The organism is Streptomonospora sp. PA3 (assembly GCF_009728995.1).
GTDB lineage: Bacteria > Actinomycetota > Actinomycetes > Streptosporangiales > Streptosporangiaceae > Streptomonospora.
The window spans coordinates 224,268-238,325 of record NZ_VTZW01000023.1 but is presented as its reverse complement, the minus strand read 5'-3'; the positions used below and the strand labels follow the sequence as shown (position 1 = coordinate 238,325).

The 14,058-nt window shown below is 74.4% G+C and carries 14 protein-coding genes; 6 read left to right on the top strand and 8 right to left on the bottom strand.

The window, feature by feature from the left end:
• The first annotated feature begins 32 nt into the window (after nt 1-32).
• From FZ103_RS24710 to FZ103_RS24700, 3 genes are read left to right on the top strand one after another with little or no spacing between them, the layout of a single operon-like run.
• Nucleotides 33-1,079 (top strand): tripartite tricarboxylate transporter substrate binding protein, encoded by a 1,047-nt coding sequence (locus tag FZ103_RS24710; protein ID WP_156004625.1) that lies wholly within the window; start codon nt 33-35, stop codon nt 1,077-1,079.
• Nucleotides 1,076-1,618 (top strand): tripartite tricarboxylate transporter TctB family protein, encoded by a 543-nt coding sequence (locus tag FZ103_RS24705; protein ID WP_156004623.1) that lies wholly within the window; start codon nt 1,076-1,078, stop codon nt 1,616-1,618. The genes FZ103_RS24710 and FZ103_RS24705 overlap by 4 nt, the downstream gene beginning before the upstream one ends.
• 2 nt (nt 1,619-1,620) lie before the next feature.
• Nucleotides 1,621-3,153: a tripartite tricarboxylate transporter permease gene (locus FZ103_RS24700; RefSeq protein ID WP_156004621.1), complete on the top strand. Its 1,533-nt coding sequence runs from the start codon at nt 1,621-1,623 to the stop codon at nt 3,151-3,153.
• A gap of 94 nt (nt 3,154-3,247) precedes the next feature.
• Here the strand turns inward: FZ103_RS24700 and FZ103_RS24695 are convergent, their stop codons facing one another.
• A complete protein-coding gene (locus FZ103_RS24695; RefSeq protein WP_156004620.1) occupies nt 3,248-4,225 on the bottom strand; it encodes an ABC transporter substrate-binding protein in 978 nt (325 codons plus the stop codon).
• Between the two features lie 140 nt (nt 4,226-4,365).
• Between FZ103_RS24695 and FZ103_RS26130 the strand changes: the two genes are divergently transcribed.
• On the top strand, nt 4,366-5,217 hold the full coding sequence (locus tag FZ103_RS26130) for a siderophore-interacting protein (RefSeq protein ID WP_156004618.1): 852 nt from the start codon (nt 4,366-4,368) through the stop codon (nt 5,215-5,217).
• Between the two features lie 87 nt (nt 5,218-5,304).
• Here FZ103_RS26130 and FZ103_RS24685 read toward each other — a convergent pair whose 3' ends face one another.
• From FZ103_RS24685 to FZ103_RS24670, 4 genes are read right to left on the bottom strand one after another with little or no spacing between them, the layout of a single operon-like run.
• Complete coding sequence (locus FZ103_RS24685; RefSeq protein ID WP_186356823.1) at nt 5,305-5,925, bottom strand: response regulator transcription factor; 621 nt, start codon at nt 5,923-5,925, stop codon at nt 5,305-5,307.
• Nucleotides 5,922-7,283, bottom strand: coding sequence for a sensor histidine kinase (locus FZ103_RS24680; RefSeq protein WP_156004616.1), 1,362 nt, complete (start codon nt 7,281-7,283; stop codon nt 5,922-5,924). The genes FZ103_RS24685 and FZ103_RS24680 overlap by 4 nt, the downstream gene beginning before the upstream one ends.
• Nucleotides 7,284-7,290: 7 nt before the next feature.
• Entirely contained in the window at nt 7,291-8,067 is a 777-nt protein-coding gene (locus FZ103_RS24675; protein WP_343233704.1) for an ABC transporter permease, read from the bottom strand.
• On the bottom strand, nt 8,064-8,972 hold the full coding sequence (locus FZ103_RS24670) for an ABC transporter ATP-binding protein (RefSeq protein WP_156004614.1): 909 nt from the start codon (nt 8,970-8,972) through the stop codon (nt 8,064-8,066). The genes FZ103_RS24675 and FZ103_RS24670 overlap by 4 nt, the downstream gene beginning before the upstream one ends.
• A gap of 293 nt (nt 8,973-9,265) precedes the next feature.
• Here FZ103_RS24670 and FZ103_RS24665 point away from each other — a divergent pair, with 293 nt between their 5' ends.
• Complete coding sequence (locus FZ103_RS24665) at nt 9,266-9,616, top strand: DUF3817 domain-containing protein (RefSeq protein ID WP_186356822.1); 351 nt, start codon at nt 9,266-9,268, stop codon at nt 9,614-9,616.
• A gap of 97 nt (nt 9,617-9,713) precedes the next feature.
• On the opposite strand, the gene FZ103_RS24660 is transcribed toward FZ103_RS24665, so the two are convergent.
• Genes FZ103_RS24660 through FZ103_RS24650 form a run of 3 tightly spaced genes read right to left on the bottom strand, consistent with a single transcriptional unit; the run spans nt 9,714 to nt 12,527 of the window.
• Nucleotides 9,714-10,256, bottom strand: a complete 543-nt coding sequence (locus FZ103_RS24660) for a flavin reductase family protein (protein ID WP_156004612.1) — start codon at nt 10,254-10,256, stop codon at nt 9,714-9,716.
• A gap of 42 nt (nt 10,257-10,298) precedes the next feature.
• Complete coding sequence (locus tag FZ103_RS24655; RefSeq protein WP_156004610.1) at nt 10,299-11,504, bottom strand: acyl-CoA dehydrogenase family protein; 1,206 nt, start codon at nt 11,502-11,504, stop codon at nt 10,299-10,301.
• 6 nt (nt 11,505-11,510) lie between these two features.
• Nucleotides 11,511-12,527: an alpha/beta fold hydrolase gene (locus FZ103_RS24650; protein WP_156004608.1), complete on the bottom strand. Its 1,017-nt coding sequence runs from the start codon at nt 12,525-12,527 to the stop codon at nt 11,511-11,513.
• 436 nt (nt 12,528-12,963) lie between these two features.
• On the opposite strand from FZ103_RS24650, the gene FZ103_RS24645 reads away from it, so the two are divergent.
• Nucleotides 12,964-13,944, top strand: a complete 981-nt coding sequence (locus tag FZ103_RS24645) for a helix-turn-helix domain-containing protein (RefSeq protein ID WP_222936847.1) — start codon at nt 12,964-12,966, stop codon at nt 13,942-13,944.
• Nucleotides 13,945-14,058: the final 114 nt, after the last annotated feature.

Here is a 14,058-nt window from a genome sequence, read left to right as displayed (position 1 = left end):
CCGGATGCGGGCGGCAACGAGGAGGCGTCCGAATGACCGACGAGAACACCCCCGGCGCCGCCGGCGGCTCGGCCGCGCGCCGCCGCCGGCGCGGGCTCGCCCGGGCCGGGCCGTTCGCGGCGGCCGCGGCGGTCACGGTGCTGCTGGCCGGCACGGCCGTGGCCGGCGGCGAGCGCGAGACCGAGCACGGGTTCGCCGAAGGGGCGCAGTTCCGGATCCTGGCCCCCGCCGACCCCGGCGGCGGGTGGGACCAGACCGCGCGCGAGATGCAGGCGGCACTGCGCGACCAGGTCGGCCGCGCCGAGGTCTACAACGTCGGCGGCGCCGGCGGCACCATCGGGCTCAACCAGTACGCCCGGCTGCCCGCCGATCCCACCGAGCTGATGGTGACCGGTCTGATCATGGTCGGCGCGATTGAGACCAGCGGATCGGAGGTGACCATGGACGACACCACGCCGCTGGCCCGCCTCACCACCGACTACGAGGTGATCGTGGTCCCCGAGGGTTCCCAGGTGCGGGACCTGGCCGATCTCGTCGACCTGATGCGCGAGGACCTGAAGGCGGTGTCCATCGCCGGCGGCTCGGCCGGGGGAGTCGAGCAGATCCTCGCCGGGCTGATCGCCCAGGAGATCGGCGCCGATCCGGCCGAGGTCAACTACATCGCCCACGCCGGCGGCGGCGAGCTGCTGTCCACGGTGCTCTCCGGCCGCTCCACCGCGGCGGTCTCCGGGGTCTCGGAGATCCTGCCGCAGATCGAGGCCGGGCGGCTGCGGCCCATCGCCGTCTCCAGCGCCGAGCGGCTGCCGATGCTCCCCGACGTGCCCACGCTGCGCGAGAGCGGCGTCGACGTCGAACTCTCCAACTGGCGCGGGGTGGTGGCCCCCGCCGGGATCTCCCGGGAAGAGGAAAGGCGACTGGAGGACCTCATCATGACCATGGCCCGCTCACGCGGCTGGCAGGAGGCGCTCGATCGGCGCGGGTGGGGCGACGCGGCCCTGGCCGGCCCCGAGTTCGAGCACTTCCTGCAGGCCGAGCGCAAGCGCACCACCGAGGTGCTCGACCGGATCGGCCTGACATGAGCGGCGCGGCGAACCCCCCCGGCTCCGCCGCCCCCGCCGGCGCCGCGGCCGCTCCTGCGCCGGTCCCCGAGGGCGACGACCGGCACGGCCACCAGGCCTCGATCGGATTGGGCGCGCTGATGCTGGCGGCCGCGGCCGCCACCCTCGTCGACGCCGCGGGCCTGGAGGGCGGATCGGCGCTGATCGGCGCCGGCGCCTTCCCGACCGTGGTCGCGCTGCTGCTGATCGCCGCGGGCGCGGCCCTGATCGTCCGCTCGCTGGCGAAGCTGCGCGGCGCCCCGGCGGTCGGCCCGGCGCTGCGGGCGCGCCTGGTCCGGCTGGCCGCGCTGATCGCGGCCCTGGTCGTCTTCGCCGGGGTGCTGCCCTACGCCGGGTTCACGCTCAGCTCGGCGCTGCTGTTCACCGCGGCCGCGCTGCTGCTGGGCGCCCCCCACCCCTGGCGCACCGCCGCCTACGGCTGGACCCTGGCGGGCCTGCTCTTCCTGCTCTTCGACGTGCTGATCGGGCTGAGCCTGCCCGGCGGCCCCTGGGGGTTCTGAGCATGGCCGAGATCGCATCCCTGATCGACGGGTTCGGCGCCGCGCTGTCCCCGGTCAACCTGCTGTGGGCGCTGCTGGGCGTCACGATCGGCACCGCCGTGGGCGTGCTGCCCGGCATCGGGCCGGCGCTCACCGTCGCCCTGCTGCTGCCGCTGACGTTCCGCCTGGACCCCGCCGCCTCGCTCATCATGTTCGCCGGCATCTACTACGGCGGCATGTACGGCGGGTCGACCACCTCCATCCTGCTCAACACCCCCGGCGAGAGCGCGTCGATCGTCTCGGCGCTGGAGGGCAACAGGATGGCGCGGGCGGGCCGGGGCGCCGCGGCCCTGGCGGCGGCCGCGATCGGCAGCTTCGTGGCGGGCACGCTCGGTACGGTCGGGCTGACGTTCCTGGCGCCCGTGGTGGCCGGCATCGCCGTGGACTTCGGGCCGCCGGAGTACGTCGCGCTCATGGCGCTGGCCTTCGTCACGGTCAGCGCCCTGCTCGGGCGCAGCCTGCTCAAGGGCGGCGCGAGCCTGCTCATCGGCGTGACCATCGGGCTGGTGGGCATCGACGAGCAGAGCGGCGACGCCCGGCTGTCGTTCGGCCTGCCGGCGCTGCTGGACGGCATCGACGTCGTGGTGGTCGTGGTGGCGCTGTTCGCGCTGGGGGAGACGTTCACCCGGCTCATGCGCGGCACCGGCGGCGAGACCGTCGAACCGGTCCGGGACCGGGCGGTGCTCTCGCGCTCGGACTGGCGGCGGTCGTGGCCGGCGTGGCTGCGCGGCGCTGCCCTGGGCTTTCCGATCGGCAGCCTGCCGGCCGGCGGTGCGGAGGTGCCCACGTTCCTCAGCTACAGCGCGGAGAAGCGGCTGTCCAAGCACCGCTCGGAGTTCGGGCGCGGCGCGATCGAGGGCGTGGCCGGGCCGGAAGCCGCCAACAACGCCGCTGCCGCCGGGGTCCTGGTGCCGCTGCTGACCATCGGCCTGCCCACCTCGGCCACGGCCGCGGTGATCCTCACGGCTTTCCAGTCCTACGGGCTGCAGCCGGGCCCGCAGCTGTTCAGCGAGTCGGGGCCGCTGCTGTGGACGCTGATCGCCAGCCTCTACATCGGCAACGTGATGCTGCTCGTGCTGAACCTGCCGCTGGTGAGGATGTGGGCGCGGCTGCTGACCATCCCGGCCTACGCCATCTACGCCGCGGTGCTGGTGTTCGCGACGCTGGGCACGTTCGCCTCGGGCGGCACGGCGACCGACCTGCTGGTGCTCTATGCCCTGGGGCTGCTCGCCCTGCTCATGCGCACCGCCGGGGTGCCGGTCGCCCCGGCGGTGGTGGGGCTGATCCTGGGCCCGCTGCTGGAGCAGGAGCTGCGGCGCGCCCTGGCGCTGTCCCAGGGCGACCCGGCGATCCTGGTCTCCAGCCCGCTGACGATCACCCTGTGGGTGCTGATGCTGCTGGCCTTGGCGCTGCCGGCGGTGGCCCGGCTCGTCCGCCGCGACGTCGGGGCGGCCCCCGCCCGCGAGGAGGGGGAGGAGGCGTTCACGCGCTCCTGAGGCGCGGCCGCGGGCGGCCCCGCCCCTGTCGCGATCGGGGCGGGGCCGCCGTGTGCGGTGCGGTGCGCCCCCGCCGCGGCGGGGGCGCACCGGGTCAGGTCTGCGGCGTACCCGCCGCCTCCTCCAGGTGCGGGCGCAGCGTGTCGAGCGCATGCGGAACCGACAGCGGGGTGGGCGTGTTGAGGGCGACGATGGAGGGGTAGTCCAGCACCGCGACCGTGCCGGGCAGCCGGTCGAAGCCGGGGATGTCGGCCAGGTCGCCCTCGTCGCCGCCGTTGACCAGGAACGCCAGGAAGTCGGCGCGCAGCAGGTCGGCCCGCTCGGTGCTCACGGCGATCCGCTGTTCGCCGGTCTCCTCGCCGCGGCGCTTGACGGGCGGGTACATCTCCATTTCGAGCTGCTGGAAGAAGACGCTGGAGCCGTCCTGCCCGTCGGCGACGATGTACATCCCGTCCCCGACGACGTACTGGGCGAGCGCGAAGGTGCGCCCCTCCAGGCCGGGCAGGTCCTCCGCGGCCTGCGCGACCTCCTGGTCGACCGAGTCGACGACGTCCCGGGCGGTGCCGGGGTCGTCGAGCACCTTTCCGGCCAGCTCGACGAGGTCCTGCCAGGGGGTGACCTGGCGCTCGTCGAGGGTGGGCACGGTGGGCGCGATCTCCGAGAGCAGCCGGTAGGTCTTGCGGTCGGGGATGGAGTGCGCGCCGACGATGAGGTCGGGTTCGAGCGAGGCGATCCGCTCGATCGGCAGGCCGTCGGCGACCTGCAGCGGCTCGGCGCCGGCGGGCATCTCCTGCCAGGGCACGCCGGACTCGGGCATCAGGGGGTCGACCGTGTAGCCGACCGGGTCGACGCCCATCGCGAGCATGACGTCGGTCCACTGCAGATCGACCGTGACGACGCGCTGGGGGACGGCGCCGATCTCGGTGGTGCCGAACCGGTGCTCCACCTTCACCGGCTCCTCCAGCGCGCTTCCCGCGGACTCGGGCCGGGTGTCCGGCGCGCTGCATGCGGCCAGACCCAGCGCGAGCACCGCAGCGGGGACGACCCGAAAGACCAGGCGACCAATTTTCATGAGGTGAGGCTAACCTTATGCCGATGATCGCGCAATGGCCGTGATCGTATTGGTTCGTCCGGAGATGTGATGGTATTGACTTGAGGTGAGGCTAACCTTAATTTAGCTGCGCTGGTGTCGTATGGGGACGGGGTGGGGCCGTGGCTTCGGTTCGCGAAGAGATCCGGCGGCTCAACAAGCAGAACCGGGTGCTCGACTGCACGGTCCGGATCGAGTCGGTGACGGCGGTCTCCGAGGGCTTCACCCGCGTCGCGGTCGCCGGCGACGGGCTCGCCGCCTACTCCGAGGCGCTGCCGGCCGACGCCTTCAAGGCGATGCTGCCCCCGCCCGGCGGAGCCGGGGAGGGGCGCGCGCCGGCCGTACGGGCGTTCACCGTCCGGCACGCCGACCGCGCCCGCTGCCGCATCGAGTTCGACGTGCTGCGCCACGAGGGGTTCGTGCAGCGGTGGCTGGACGAGGCGGCCCCCGGCGACACGATCGGCCTGGCCGGGATGCGCCGCGAGTTCCACCCCGGCACGGGGGTGGACCGCCATCTGCTGATCGGCGATTCCAGCGCCCTGCCCGCCATCGCCGCCATCACCGAGTCCCTGCCGCCGCATGTGCCCGCCGCCGTCTACCTCGCCGTCGGCAACGGCAGCGACCGGGACCTGCTTCCGCGGCGCGGCGGCGTCGCCGTGCACTGGGTCGAGGGGGCCTCCCCGAGCGGAAGCCGGTCCCCGCTGCAAAGGGCCGTGCAGGACAACGAGACCGCATGCGGGCGGACCCAGGTCTGGCTCGCCGCCGAAGCGGGAGTCGTGCGTGAGCTGCGCCGCCTCGTCCTCGGCGGCCTCGGCGTCGCACGCACCGACCTGCACTCCGCCGCCTACTGGAAGGCCGGCCTCGACAGCACCCGGCTGGACGACGCCGGCCTGCGCCGCTACGAACGCGAGATCGCCGCCGGCGCCGACCCCTACGACCCCGCCACCCGGGAGGCCGTCGAACTCGGTCTCTGAGTCCCGGGCACCGGGATCTCGGCCCCCGGCCGGCTTCCTCCCTCGGCCCCGCCCCCGGCACGAGGCCGGGCCGCACTCGGGGCGCCGTCAGCTCAGCAGGCCGCGGCGGTACCCCTCGGCCACGGCCGCGGCGCGGTCGCGTACGCCCAGCTTGTCGTAGACGTGCTGGAGGTGGGTCTTGATGCTCGCCTCGCTGATGAAAAGCCGCGCGGCGGCGGTGCGGTTGGAGGCGCCGTCGGCCACCAGGCGCAGCACCTCCAGTTCGCGGTCGCTGAGCACCTGCCGCGAGGGCGCGCGGACCCGGGCCATGAGCCGGCCGGCCACCGCCGGGGCGAGCACCGACTCGCCGCGGTGCACCGCGCGCACGGCATCCAGCAGGTCCTCGGTCGGCGCGTCCTTGAGCAGGTAGCCCGCGGCGCCCGCCTCGATCGCCGGGAGCACGTCGTCGTCGCCGTCGAAGGTGGTCAGCACCAGCGCCCGGACGGCGGGGGAGCGTTCGGCGAGCGCGGTGATCGCCCGCACGCCGTCCAACTCCGGCATCCGCAGATCCATCAGCACCACGTCCACCCGCAGCGCGGCCGCCCGCTCCACCGCCTCCCGGCCGTTGGCGGCGTCCCCGGCGACCTCGATGTCGGGCTCATCGGTGAAGGCGCCGCGCAGCCCGTCGCGGACCACCGGGTGGTCGTCGGCGATGAGCACCCTGATCACCGGACACCTCCCGAAAACGCGGTCGGATCGGCGGGCGCCGCGTGATCGGCGGCCTGCGGCCCCGCTTGCTCGGGCGCGCCTCCGCCTCCGCCGCCGGAACCGGGGACCGGGCCGGCGGCGGCCTGGGCCGTGATGGCCGGCACACTCGCGCTCACCGCGGTGCCCTCGCCCGGGGCGCTCTCGATGGCCACACTGCCCCCGACACCGCGGATGCGCTGGGTCATGCTGCGGATGCCGAACCCGTCCCGGCGTGCGCCGTCCATGCCCCGGCCGTCGTCGCGCACGTCCAGCAGCACGACGTCGTCCAGGTAGGACAGCGTCACCCCCGCCCGCGAGGCGGCGGCGTGCTTGGCCACGTTGGTCAGCGCCTCCTGGGCCATGCGGAACAGCGTCACCTCGATCGCGGGGCTCAGCGCCGCGGGCTCCCCGGTGACCTCGACGGCGACCTCCACCCCGTTCTCCTCGCCCCAGCGTCGCGCCAGGGACTCCAGCGCGTCGGGCAGGTGGGCCTCGGCCAGGTCCTGGGGGCGCAGCGCCTCCACGGACCGGCGCGCCTCGGCGAGGCTGTCCCTGGCCAGGGACAGGGCGCGGTCCAGGTGCGGGCGGGACCGCTGCGGCTCCTGCCAGACCCGCTGCGCCGCCTGCACCTGGGTGATGATGCCGGCGAGCCCCTGGGCCAGAGTGTCGTGGATCTCCCGCGCCATGCGCTGGCGCTCGTCGAGCACCCCGGCCTCCCGCGCCTGGGCCAGCAGCTGGGCGTGCAGGCCGGCGTTCTCCTCCAGCGCCTCCTCCAGCCGGGCCAGCGCCTCCTCGCGCTTGCGGTCCTGCTCGGCGCCCTTGTTGCCGAACACGATGCCGATGCTGATGGCCGCGGTCTGGATGAGGACCACCGCGATGTAGCCGCTGGCGTCTTCCGCGGTGGCCCCCGGCACGCCGATGTTGGCGGCGTTGAGCACCAGCGAGGTGGCGAACACGCCCGCCACGCCCAGCCACGTCGGCCGCAGATGGAAGGCGTGGAAGAAACCGGTGATCGTGAACAGCAGGAAGGTGTGGTCGCGCGCCATCAGCGCGCCGGCCAGGGCCAGCATCCCCGCCATGTAGACCAGCATCGGCCCGACGCGCTCGCGCTCCCGGGGGGATCGGCGGGTGTGCCAAAGGTACACCCAGCAGGCCGCGGCGCCGGCCAGGCCCGCGGTCGCGGCGCGCTCGCCCCAGCCCTGGGGCACCAGCGCCTGGTTGATCGCCAGCGGTACCGCGAGCAGGACCCAGGGCGCCAGGGTCAGCACCCGGTTCCAGCCGGCCTCCCATGCGGGGCGCGGATCGACCGTCCCGTCCGCGCGTCTGCGCTCCGTCGGCATCTGCTGGTCACTCCCACCGGAAGAACCTGGCGGCCACCGCTGCGGCGACGCCCCCGATCAACGCCATTGTCCCAAGTTGGAGGGGATCCGGCACCGCCTCGCCGGACCAGGAGTCCAGCATGGCCTGCACGCCCGGCGGCGTGTAGTCGCCCAGGCGCGCCAGTGCGTCGGGGAAGAAGAACCGCGGCAGGAAGACCCCGCCGATCACCATCGTGACCATGTAGGCGAGCGTGGCCGCGCCGGTGGCCAGGCGGACGGAAGGCACCACGGCGGCGATGAGCATGCCCACGGCCAGCAGCGAGCCGTAGCCGACGGCGAAGGACAGCGCGAACCACCACGGCTGCTCCGGCGGGGAGACGTCGAGCACCGCCCAGGCGGAGGCGATGAGCACCGCCGCCGTCACCACGCCGGAGGCGAAGGCGACGATCAGCTGGGCGACGAGCACCGCCCCGGGACCCACCGGCGTGGTGGACATGCGGCGCAGGACGCCCTTCTCCCGGTAGGCGGCCACCGTGGTGGGGATGTGCTGCAGGCCCATGATGCCCAGGCCCAGGATCAGGGCGGAGGGGGCCCAGTAGTCGACGAAGCGCAGGCCGCCGAACTCGGGCGAGGGCTCGCGCAGCAGCGGGACGGCCCCCAGGCCGAGCAGCAGGGCGGAGGGGAACAGGATGCCGAAGGCCAGCGCGCCGGGCTCGCGCAGCAGGAGCTTGGCCTCCACCGAGACGAGCTTGGCCAGCACGGATACGGGCAGGGAGCGAAGGGGGTTCCGCGTCGTCGGGGTCACTGCTGCAGCCTCCGTCCGGTCAGGGCGAGAAACGCGTCGTCGAGGGTCGCCTGCTCCACCCGGAGCTCCTCGGCTACGATCCGCTCGCGGGCCAGCACCGAGGCGACCGCATACAGCAGGTTCCCGGTGCCGATGACGGTGATCTGCGCGCCGCTGCGCCGGACCTCGTCCACCTCCGGCTGCGCGGTCAGCGCGGCGTCCTCGACCGGGGCCGAGGCGCGGAAGTGCACGTACTGCCGCTGCTGGGCGCGGGCGATCAGCCCCGCCGGCGTGTCGAGAGCCGCGATCCGCCCGGCGTCGACCAGCGCCAGCCGGTCGCACAGCCGCTGGGCCTCGTCCATGAAGTGGGTGACGAGGATGATGGTGACCCCGGAGTCGCGGATCTGGGCGATCAGGTCCCAGGTGTCGCGCCGGGCCTGGGGATCCAGGCCGGTGGTCAGCTCGTCCAGCACGGCAACGGCGGGCCCGCCCACCAGGGCCAGGGCGATGGACAGCCGCTGCTTCTGGCCTCCGGACAGGTCCCGGTAGCGGGCGCGGCGCTTGTCGGCCAGGTGCAGGGAGTCCAGCAGCGCGTTCCAGTCGGCGGGGCGGCGGTAGAACGAGGCGTGGAGATCGAGGGCCTCGGCCACCGTCAGCTTGTCCGGCAGGGAGCTCTCCTGCAGCTGGGCGCCCAGGCGCTGGCGGAGTTCGGCGCGGTCGCGCCGCGGATCCAGGCCCAGCACGCTGATCGCGCCGGCGTCGGGTGAGCGCAGTCCCTCGATGCACTCCACCGTTGTCGTCTTCCCCGCGCCGTTGGGGCCGAGGATTCCGAAGATCTCGCCCTCCTCCACGGTGAACGACACGTCCTCCACCGCGACGGTGTCGCCGTAGCGCTTGTGCAGTTCGGTGACTTCGATGATCGGCATGGTCCGAGCATCGCGGAGCACCCCCGCGGCGCGGATCCTCCGGCGGGGTCGCGGTCCGGTGGATCGCGCACTCAACCGATCGGTGGATGCGCCGGCGCCCGCGGGCGCCGCGCCAGGGGTTCCGGCGCGCGGCGGGGCGCGGCGCGAACCGCTCCCCGGCGCGACCCCGCCCCGTGATCGGGCGGGTTCGGGCGCGTCTTAGCCTGTGAAGCGGCGGGCCGCGGCGATGGCCGGCAGCCGCAGCGGGCGGCCGGCCCGGCCGGATCCGAGAGCAGCGTGAGCAGAGGAGCAGCGTGAGCATCAGTCCCCGCGTCACAGCGGCCGCCTTCCGGGCGGTGGCGATCGCCGAGGCCCTGACCTGGGTCGGGCTTCTCGGCGGCATGTACGTCAAGTACCTGGGCAGCGGCAGCGAGGCGGGCGTGGAGCTGTTCGGCCCCATCCACGGCGGCGCCTTCCTGCTCTACGTGGCCATCACCCTGGCCGCCGCCCTGCACCTGCGCTGGAACCTGTGGGCCGCCCTGGTGGCGCTGGCCGCGTCCGTGCCGCCCATCGGCACCCTGGCCGCGGACTGGTGGCTGCACCGCACCGGGCGCCTGGCCGCCCGCCCGGACCCGCGGGAGCAGGCGCCCGACCCCGTGGCGTGATCGGGCGGCGCCGCGCGCGGGCGCCCGCAGGCGCCGCCGCCCGAGGGTCCGGACCGCCGGCGCGACGGAGCCGAGCGGCCCCCCGGCTCCGTCCGCCTCACCCCACGGCCGCCGACCCCGGCAGCGTGTACCAGGTGCGGTTCTGGTAAACGAGCGGGAAGCGGTCGCCGCCGCCGGTGCGGACCTCCAGCACGGAGGCGACCACCAGGGTGGAGCCGCCCACCGCGACCCGCTGGGCGATGCCGGCGCGCAGCCACACGTCCGCGCCCCGCAGCACGGGTTCCCCGGTGGGCAGGCGGTGCCAGGTGGCGGAGTCGGCGAACCGGTCGATGCCGCTGGCGGCGAACCGCCGCGCCGCCTCCACCTGCCCGGCCGAGAGCAGGTGGACGACCACCGTCTCCGCGGAGACCAGCCGGGGCGTGGTCGAGGACTGGGCCGACAGCGAGAACGCCAGCACGGCCGGTTCGGCCGAGACCGGGATCACCGAGGTCGCGGTCAGCCCGACCGGGCCGCCGCCGTCATCGGCCGTGATGACGGCGACGCCCGCGGGGTGGTGGCGGAACGCTGCCTTGAACCGTTCGGAGCCCTCGCCGGCGGCGCTCCGCGGCGCCGCGCCGGCGCGGATGTTCGATGAGCACATGGCCTGCCCTGTCCCTTCGGCGTCGGCGTCGGGCACGGCCGCCTATGCGCCCGGCTCCTGCAGCTGCAGGAAGACCCACCTGGCGTCGGGCGCCATGCCGGCCAGCCACTTGCCGCAGCTCTGCAGCACCACCGGACCCGAGGTGATGTGCTGGGTGCCGGTGTTGAGGTCGCGGAAGAACCGCTGCAGCGGGCCGCGCCGGATGAGCGCCGTCGCCGCCCATTTCTGCACCGTCTGGCCGACCGCGTGCACCGACCAGGTCGTGTGGTTGAGCATCAGCCGGGTCAGGGTCTCCTGCTCGGTGGACAGCAGGTCGCCGCGGTCCAGCGTCGCCTCGTTGCCGGCCCAGGTCTCCATGGCCCAGGCCCGCGCCGCGCGCAGCCGCGCCTCGGCCCCGGCGTATTCGGCGTGGAACTGGTCGGTGTCCACGGCGGCCCCGGGCCCGCCCGTCCGCGCCGCGGCGTAGGACTTCAGCTCGTCGAGCATCCGGCGCCCCACGCCCAGCGCCCAGCCGGTGTGGCAGACGCCGGACATGTTCGCCAGGCCCATCCGGTAAACGGCGCCGCCGTGGAAGGTCGTGGTGGTGGCCGCCTCGTGCACGTGGGTCTCGGGCACGAACACGCCGTCGAGGGTGTAGTCGATGCTGTGGGTGCCCGACAGCCCCATCACGTCCCAGTTGTCGATGAGCGTGCCCTGCTCCTTGGGCAGGGTGAACACCAGCACGCGGCCGGTCTCCTCGCACAGCGCGGCGGTGTGGATGTGGGTGGCCATGTTGATGCCGGAGGCGAAGCCCCAGCGCCCGCTGACCCGGTAGCCGCCCGGGGCCCGCACGGCCCTGCCGGGGCGGGTGCCCTGCCCGGCCATGAGGGCGTGGCGGCCCGCGGGCACGTCCGGGTACAGCTCGGCGACGGCCTCGGGGCCGAGGTAGGCGGCCGTGGTGCCGGCCACCATCTGCAGCGCCATGTAGCTCCAGCCCGCCGACGCGTCGGCGTAGGAGATTCGGGCGATGGTGTCGATGACCTGGCGGGGCGAGAACTCGTAGCCGCCCAGCTCGCTGGGGATGCCTACCCGCAGGGCGCCGGTGGACAGCAGGGCCTCCACGGCCTCGTCGGTGAGGCGCCCGAGCCGCTCGCCCTCGTCGGCGGCGCCGTCGAGGACGGGATGGAGGTCCTCCAGCCGCTTCAGCAGCGGTTCGAACTCGTCGCTGACGTGGATGCCCCGTTTCGGGGCGAGGGGAGTGGTCGCCATGGCGGATCAGCTCCTTGCCTGCGCATGCTCGTGTGCGGTGATCCAGTCGAGGACGGGAGTGATCGTGCGGTCGGAGTTGGCTTCGAGGGTGAGCCCGTGGCCGTTGCCGGTGATGCCGTGGTCGGGCAGGTGGAGCTGCTCGGCGCGCGCTCCGGCCGCGGTGAGGAAGGCGACGACCTCGGGTGCGAAGTCCGCGAAGTGCGAGGCGCCGCCGGTGACCACGGCGACGGGTACCCCGGCCAGCGCGGGGATGCGCAGCGTCGCCGGGTCGGCGGCGCGCGCCTGCGCGGGGCCGGCCAGCGGCGGGTCGTAGGCGATGGGGGCGGCCGTCAGCCCCCAGGAGAGCGTGCCCATGCCGGGGATCTCGGCGAACGCGGGGCCGACGGGCTCCACCGCCGCGATGGCCGCCACCGCGCCGGGCCGGGCGTCGGCGGCCAGCCAGCCCACCGGCCCGCCGGCCGAGTGGGTGACGACGACGGCGGGGCCGGTGATGTCGAGGAGGCGGCCGATCCGCTCCGCGTCCAGGCGCTGGGACTCGGCGAAGTCGGCGGGCAGCGGCCCCATCGCCGCCACCAGTTGATCGACGTGGGCCGACCCGGCGCCGCCGTAGGTCCATCGGGTCTGCTCGGCCGCGGCGGTCTCGGGGAAGAAGACGGCCTGGGCCGCCTCGTAGGTGAACTGGGGGCCCATGGGCCCGATGACGTCGGGGTGGAACGGGGAGCGGCCGTGGCCGCACCGGTCGACGATGTAGACGGCGAAACCGGCCTCGACGAAGCGGGCGGCCCAGCCGGGGCGGCCGTCGGGTGTGCCGGTCCAGTCCGTGCCCTGTCCTCCGCCGCCGTGGACGAGGATCAGGGGGAGGGGGCGCGGGCTGTCGGCGGGGGCCTCCCAGTAGACGAACATGGGGGCGCGCTGGCAGGTGCCGTGGTCGGTGCTGACGCGGTCTCCGGGGATCCAGAACCGGCCGCGGCGCACCGCCGGTCCGGGCTCGGCCGTTGTGTGGGGCGGGTTCAAGGAGGTCATCGTTCCCCCTGTCTCCGGCGAACGGGACGCCGGCGGGCGGGGCCGCCGGGGGTGGGTGCGGCCGCTGCGCTGCGGCCGGAATTCCGCGCGGCAGGGCTCACCTTAGGCGGCTCCCGCCGGAGCGGATAGGGAATGCGCGCACCCGGGTGTGGGATGCGCGCACGATTCGCCGGATTCCGCGGCGCTGTTCTCTGGAGTATTCGCCATCGGGGCCGGCGGGTGCGGTGCGGCCCCAGTTTTTGCGGGCGGCCGGTGATGTTTACGAGGCGGGAGGGGAACCGCCGGTCCCGTATCGGCGCATCCGGATTCGCGTGTTGCGACCCCGTTTTTGCGGGCGCTCCGCCTTGTTATGATGCGCATCACACCGGGCCGGGGCGTGCGAGCGCCGGCGCCCCGCGGGCCCGGTCCCGCTCCGTATGCACGGGAGACGAGGACGGTGTCGCTGATAGAGGGCCTGAAGTCCTCCGGGCTGATCGCCGAGGACCTTCCCCCGCCCGTCCGGTTCGGTTCCTGGACCGACGCGGTCGCCCGCAGCGTGCTGCATTTCGAATTCGACTGCGACCGCCCGGGAAGTTTCCGCGGAGCGCTCAGCGACCGGTCCCTGGCCGGAGTGGCGTTCATCGACATGGAATGCGGGCGCCACGCCGCCCACCGCGGCCCCGAATCCATTTCCCCCCGCGACGCCGGATACTACATTCTGACCTTGCAGCTCTCCGGGCGGTTCCGGCTGACCCAGGACGGGCGCACCGCCGTGCTCACCCCCGGCTGCTTCGCGCTGTACGACTCCGCCAAGCCCGCCAGCGTGGTCTCCAGCGACGACTACAAGTCCACCTGCATCAAGTTTCCCCGCGAGCGGGTCGGCGCCGGGCCGGACACCCTGGCTGCGATCACCGCCACCGCGTTCGAATGCGGTCCGGGCCTGCCCTCGGCGGTCTGGTCGGCGGTGCTGGGGCTCAACCGCGAGCTGGAATCCCTCGGGGCGAGCGGGCCGCTGGCGGTGCGCGGCATGATGGAACTGGTGACCACCCTGCTCGCGAGCCGCCTCGGGCGCCGGCCGGCCGTCGACCGCCGCGCGGAGCTGCGCGACCGCATCCGCGAGTACATCGACGCCCACCTGCCCGACCCCGGCCTGACTCCCGGCGCGATCGCCGCGGCCCACTACATCTCGCCGCGCCACCTGCACCAGCTCTTCGAGCAGGACGAGGACACCGTGGCCGGGTGCATCCGCTCCCGGCGCATCGAGCGGTGCCGGCGCGACCTCGCCGACCCGCGCCAGGCCGAGGTCCCGGTCTCGGCCGTGGCCGCCCGCTGGGGCTTCGCCGACGCGTCCCACTTCGGCCAGGTGTTCAAACGCCACACCGGCCAGACCCCCGCCGAGTTCCGCCGCACCGCCGCCCGCCACCCGGCACAACCGTGATCGCCGAGCAGCCCTGGAACGGCCGCGCGAGGGGCGTCCGCGCTCGTGCCGGGAGCTTCTGACCGGGACGGCGCGCGGGTGGCTGGAGAGGTCCCCGCGTCGGCTGGCGGTGAT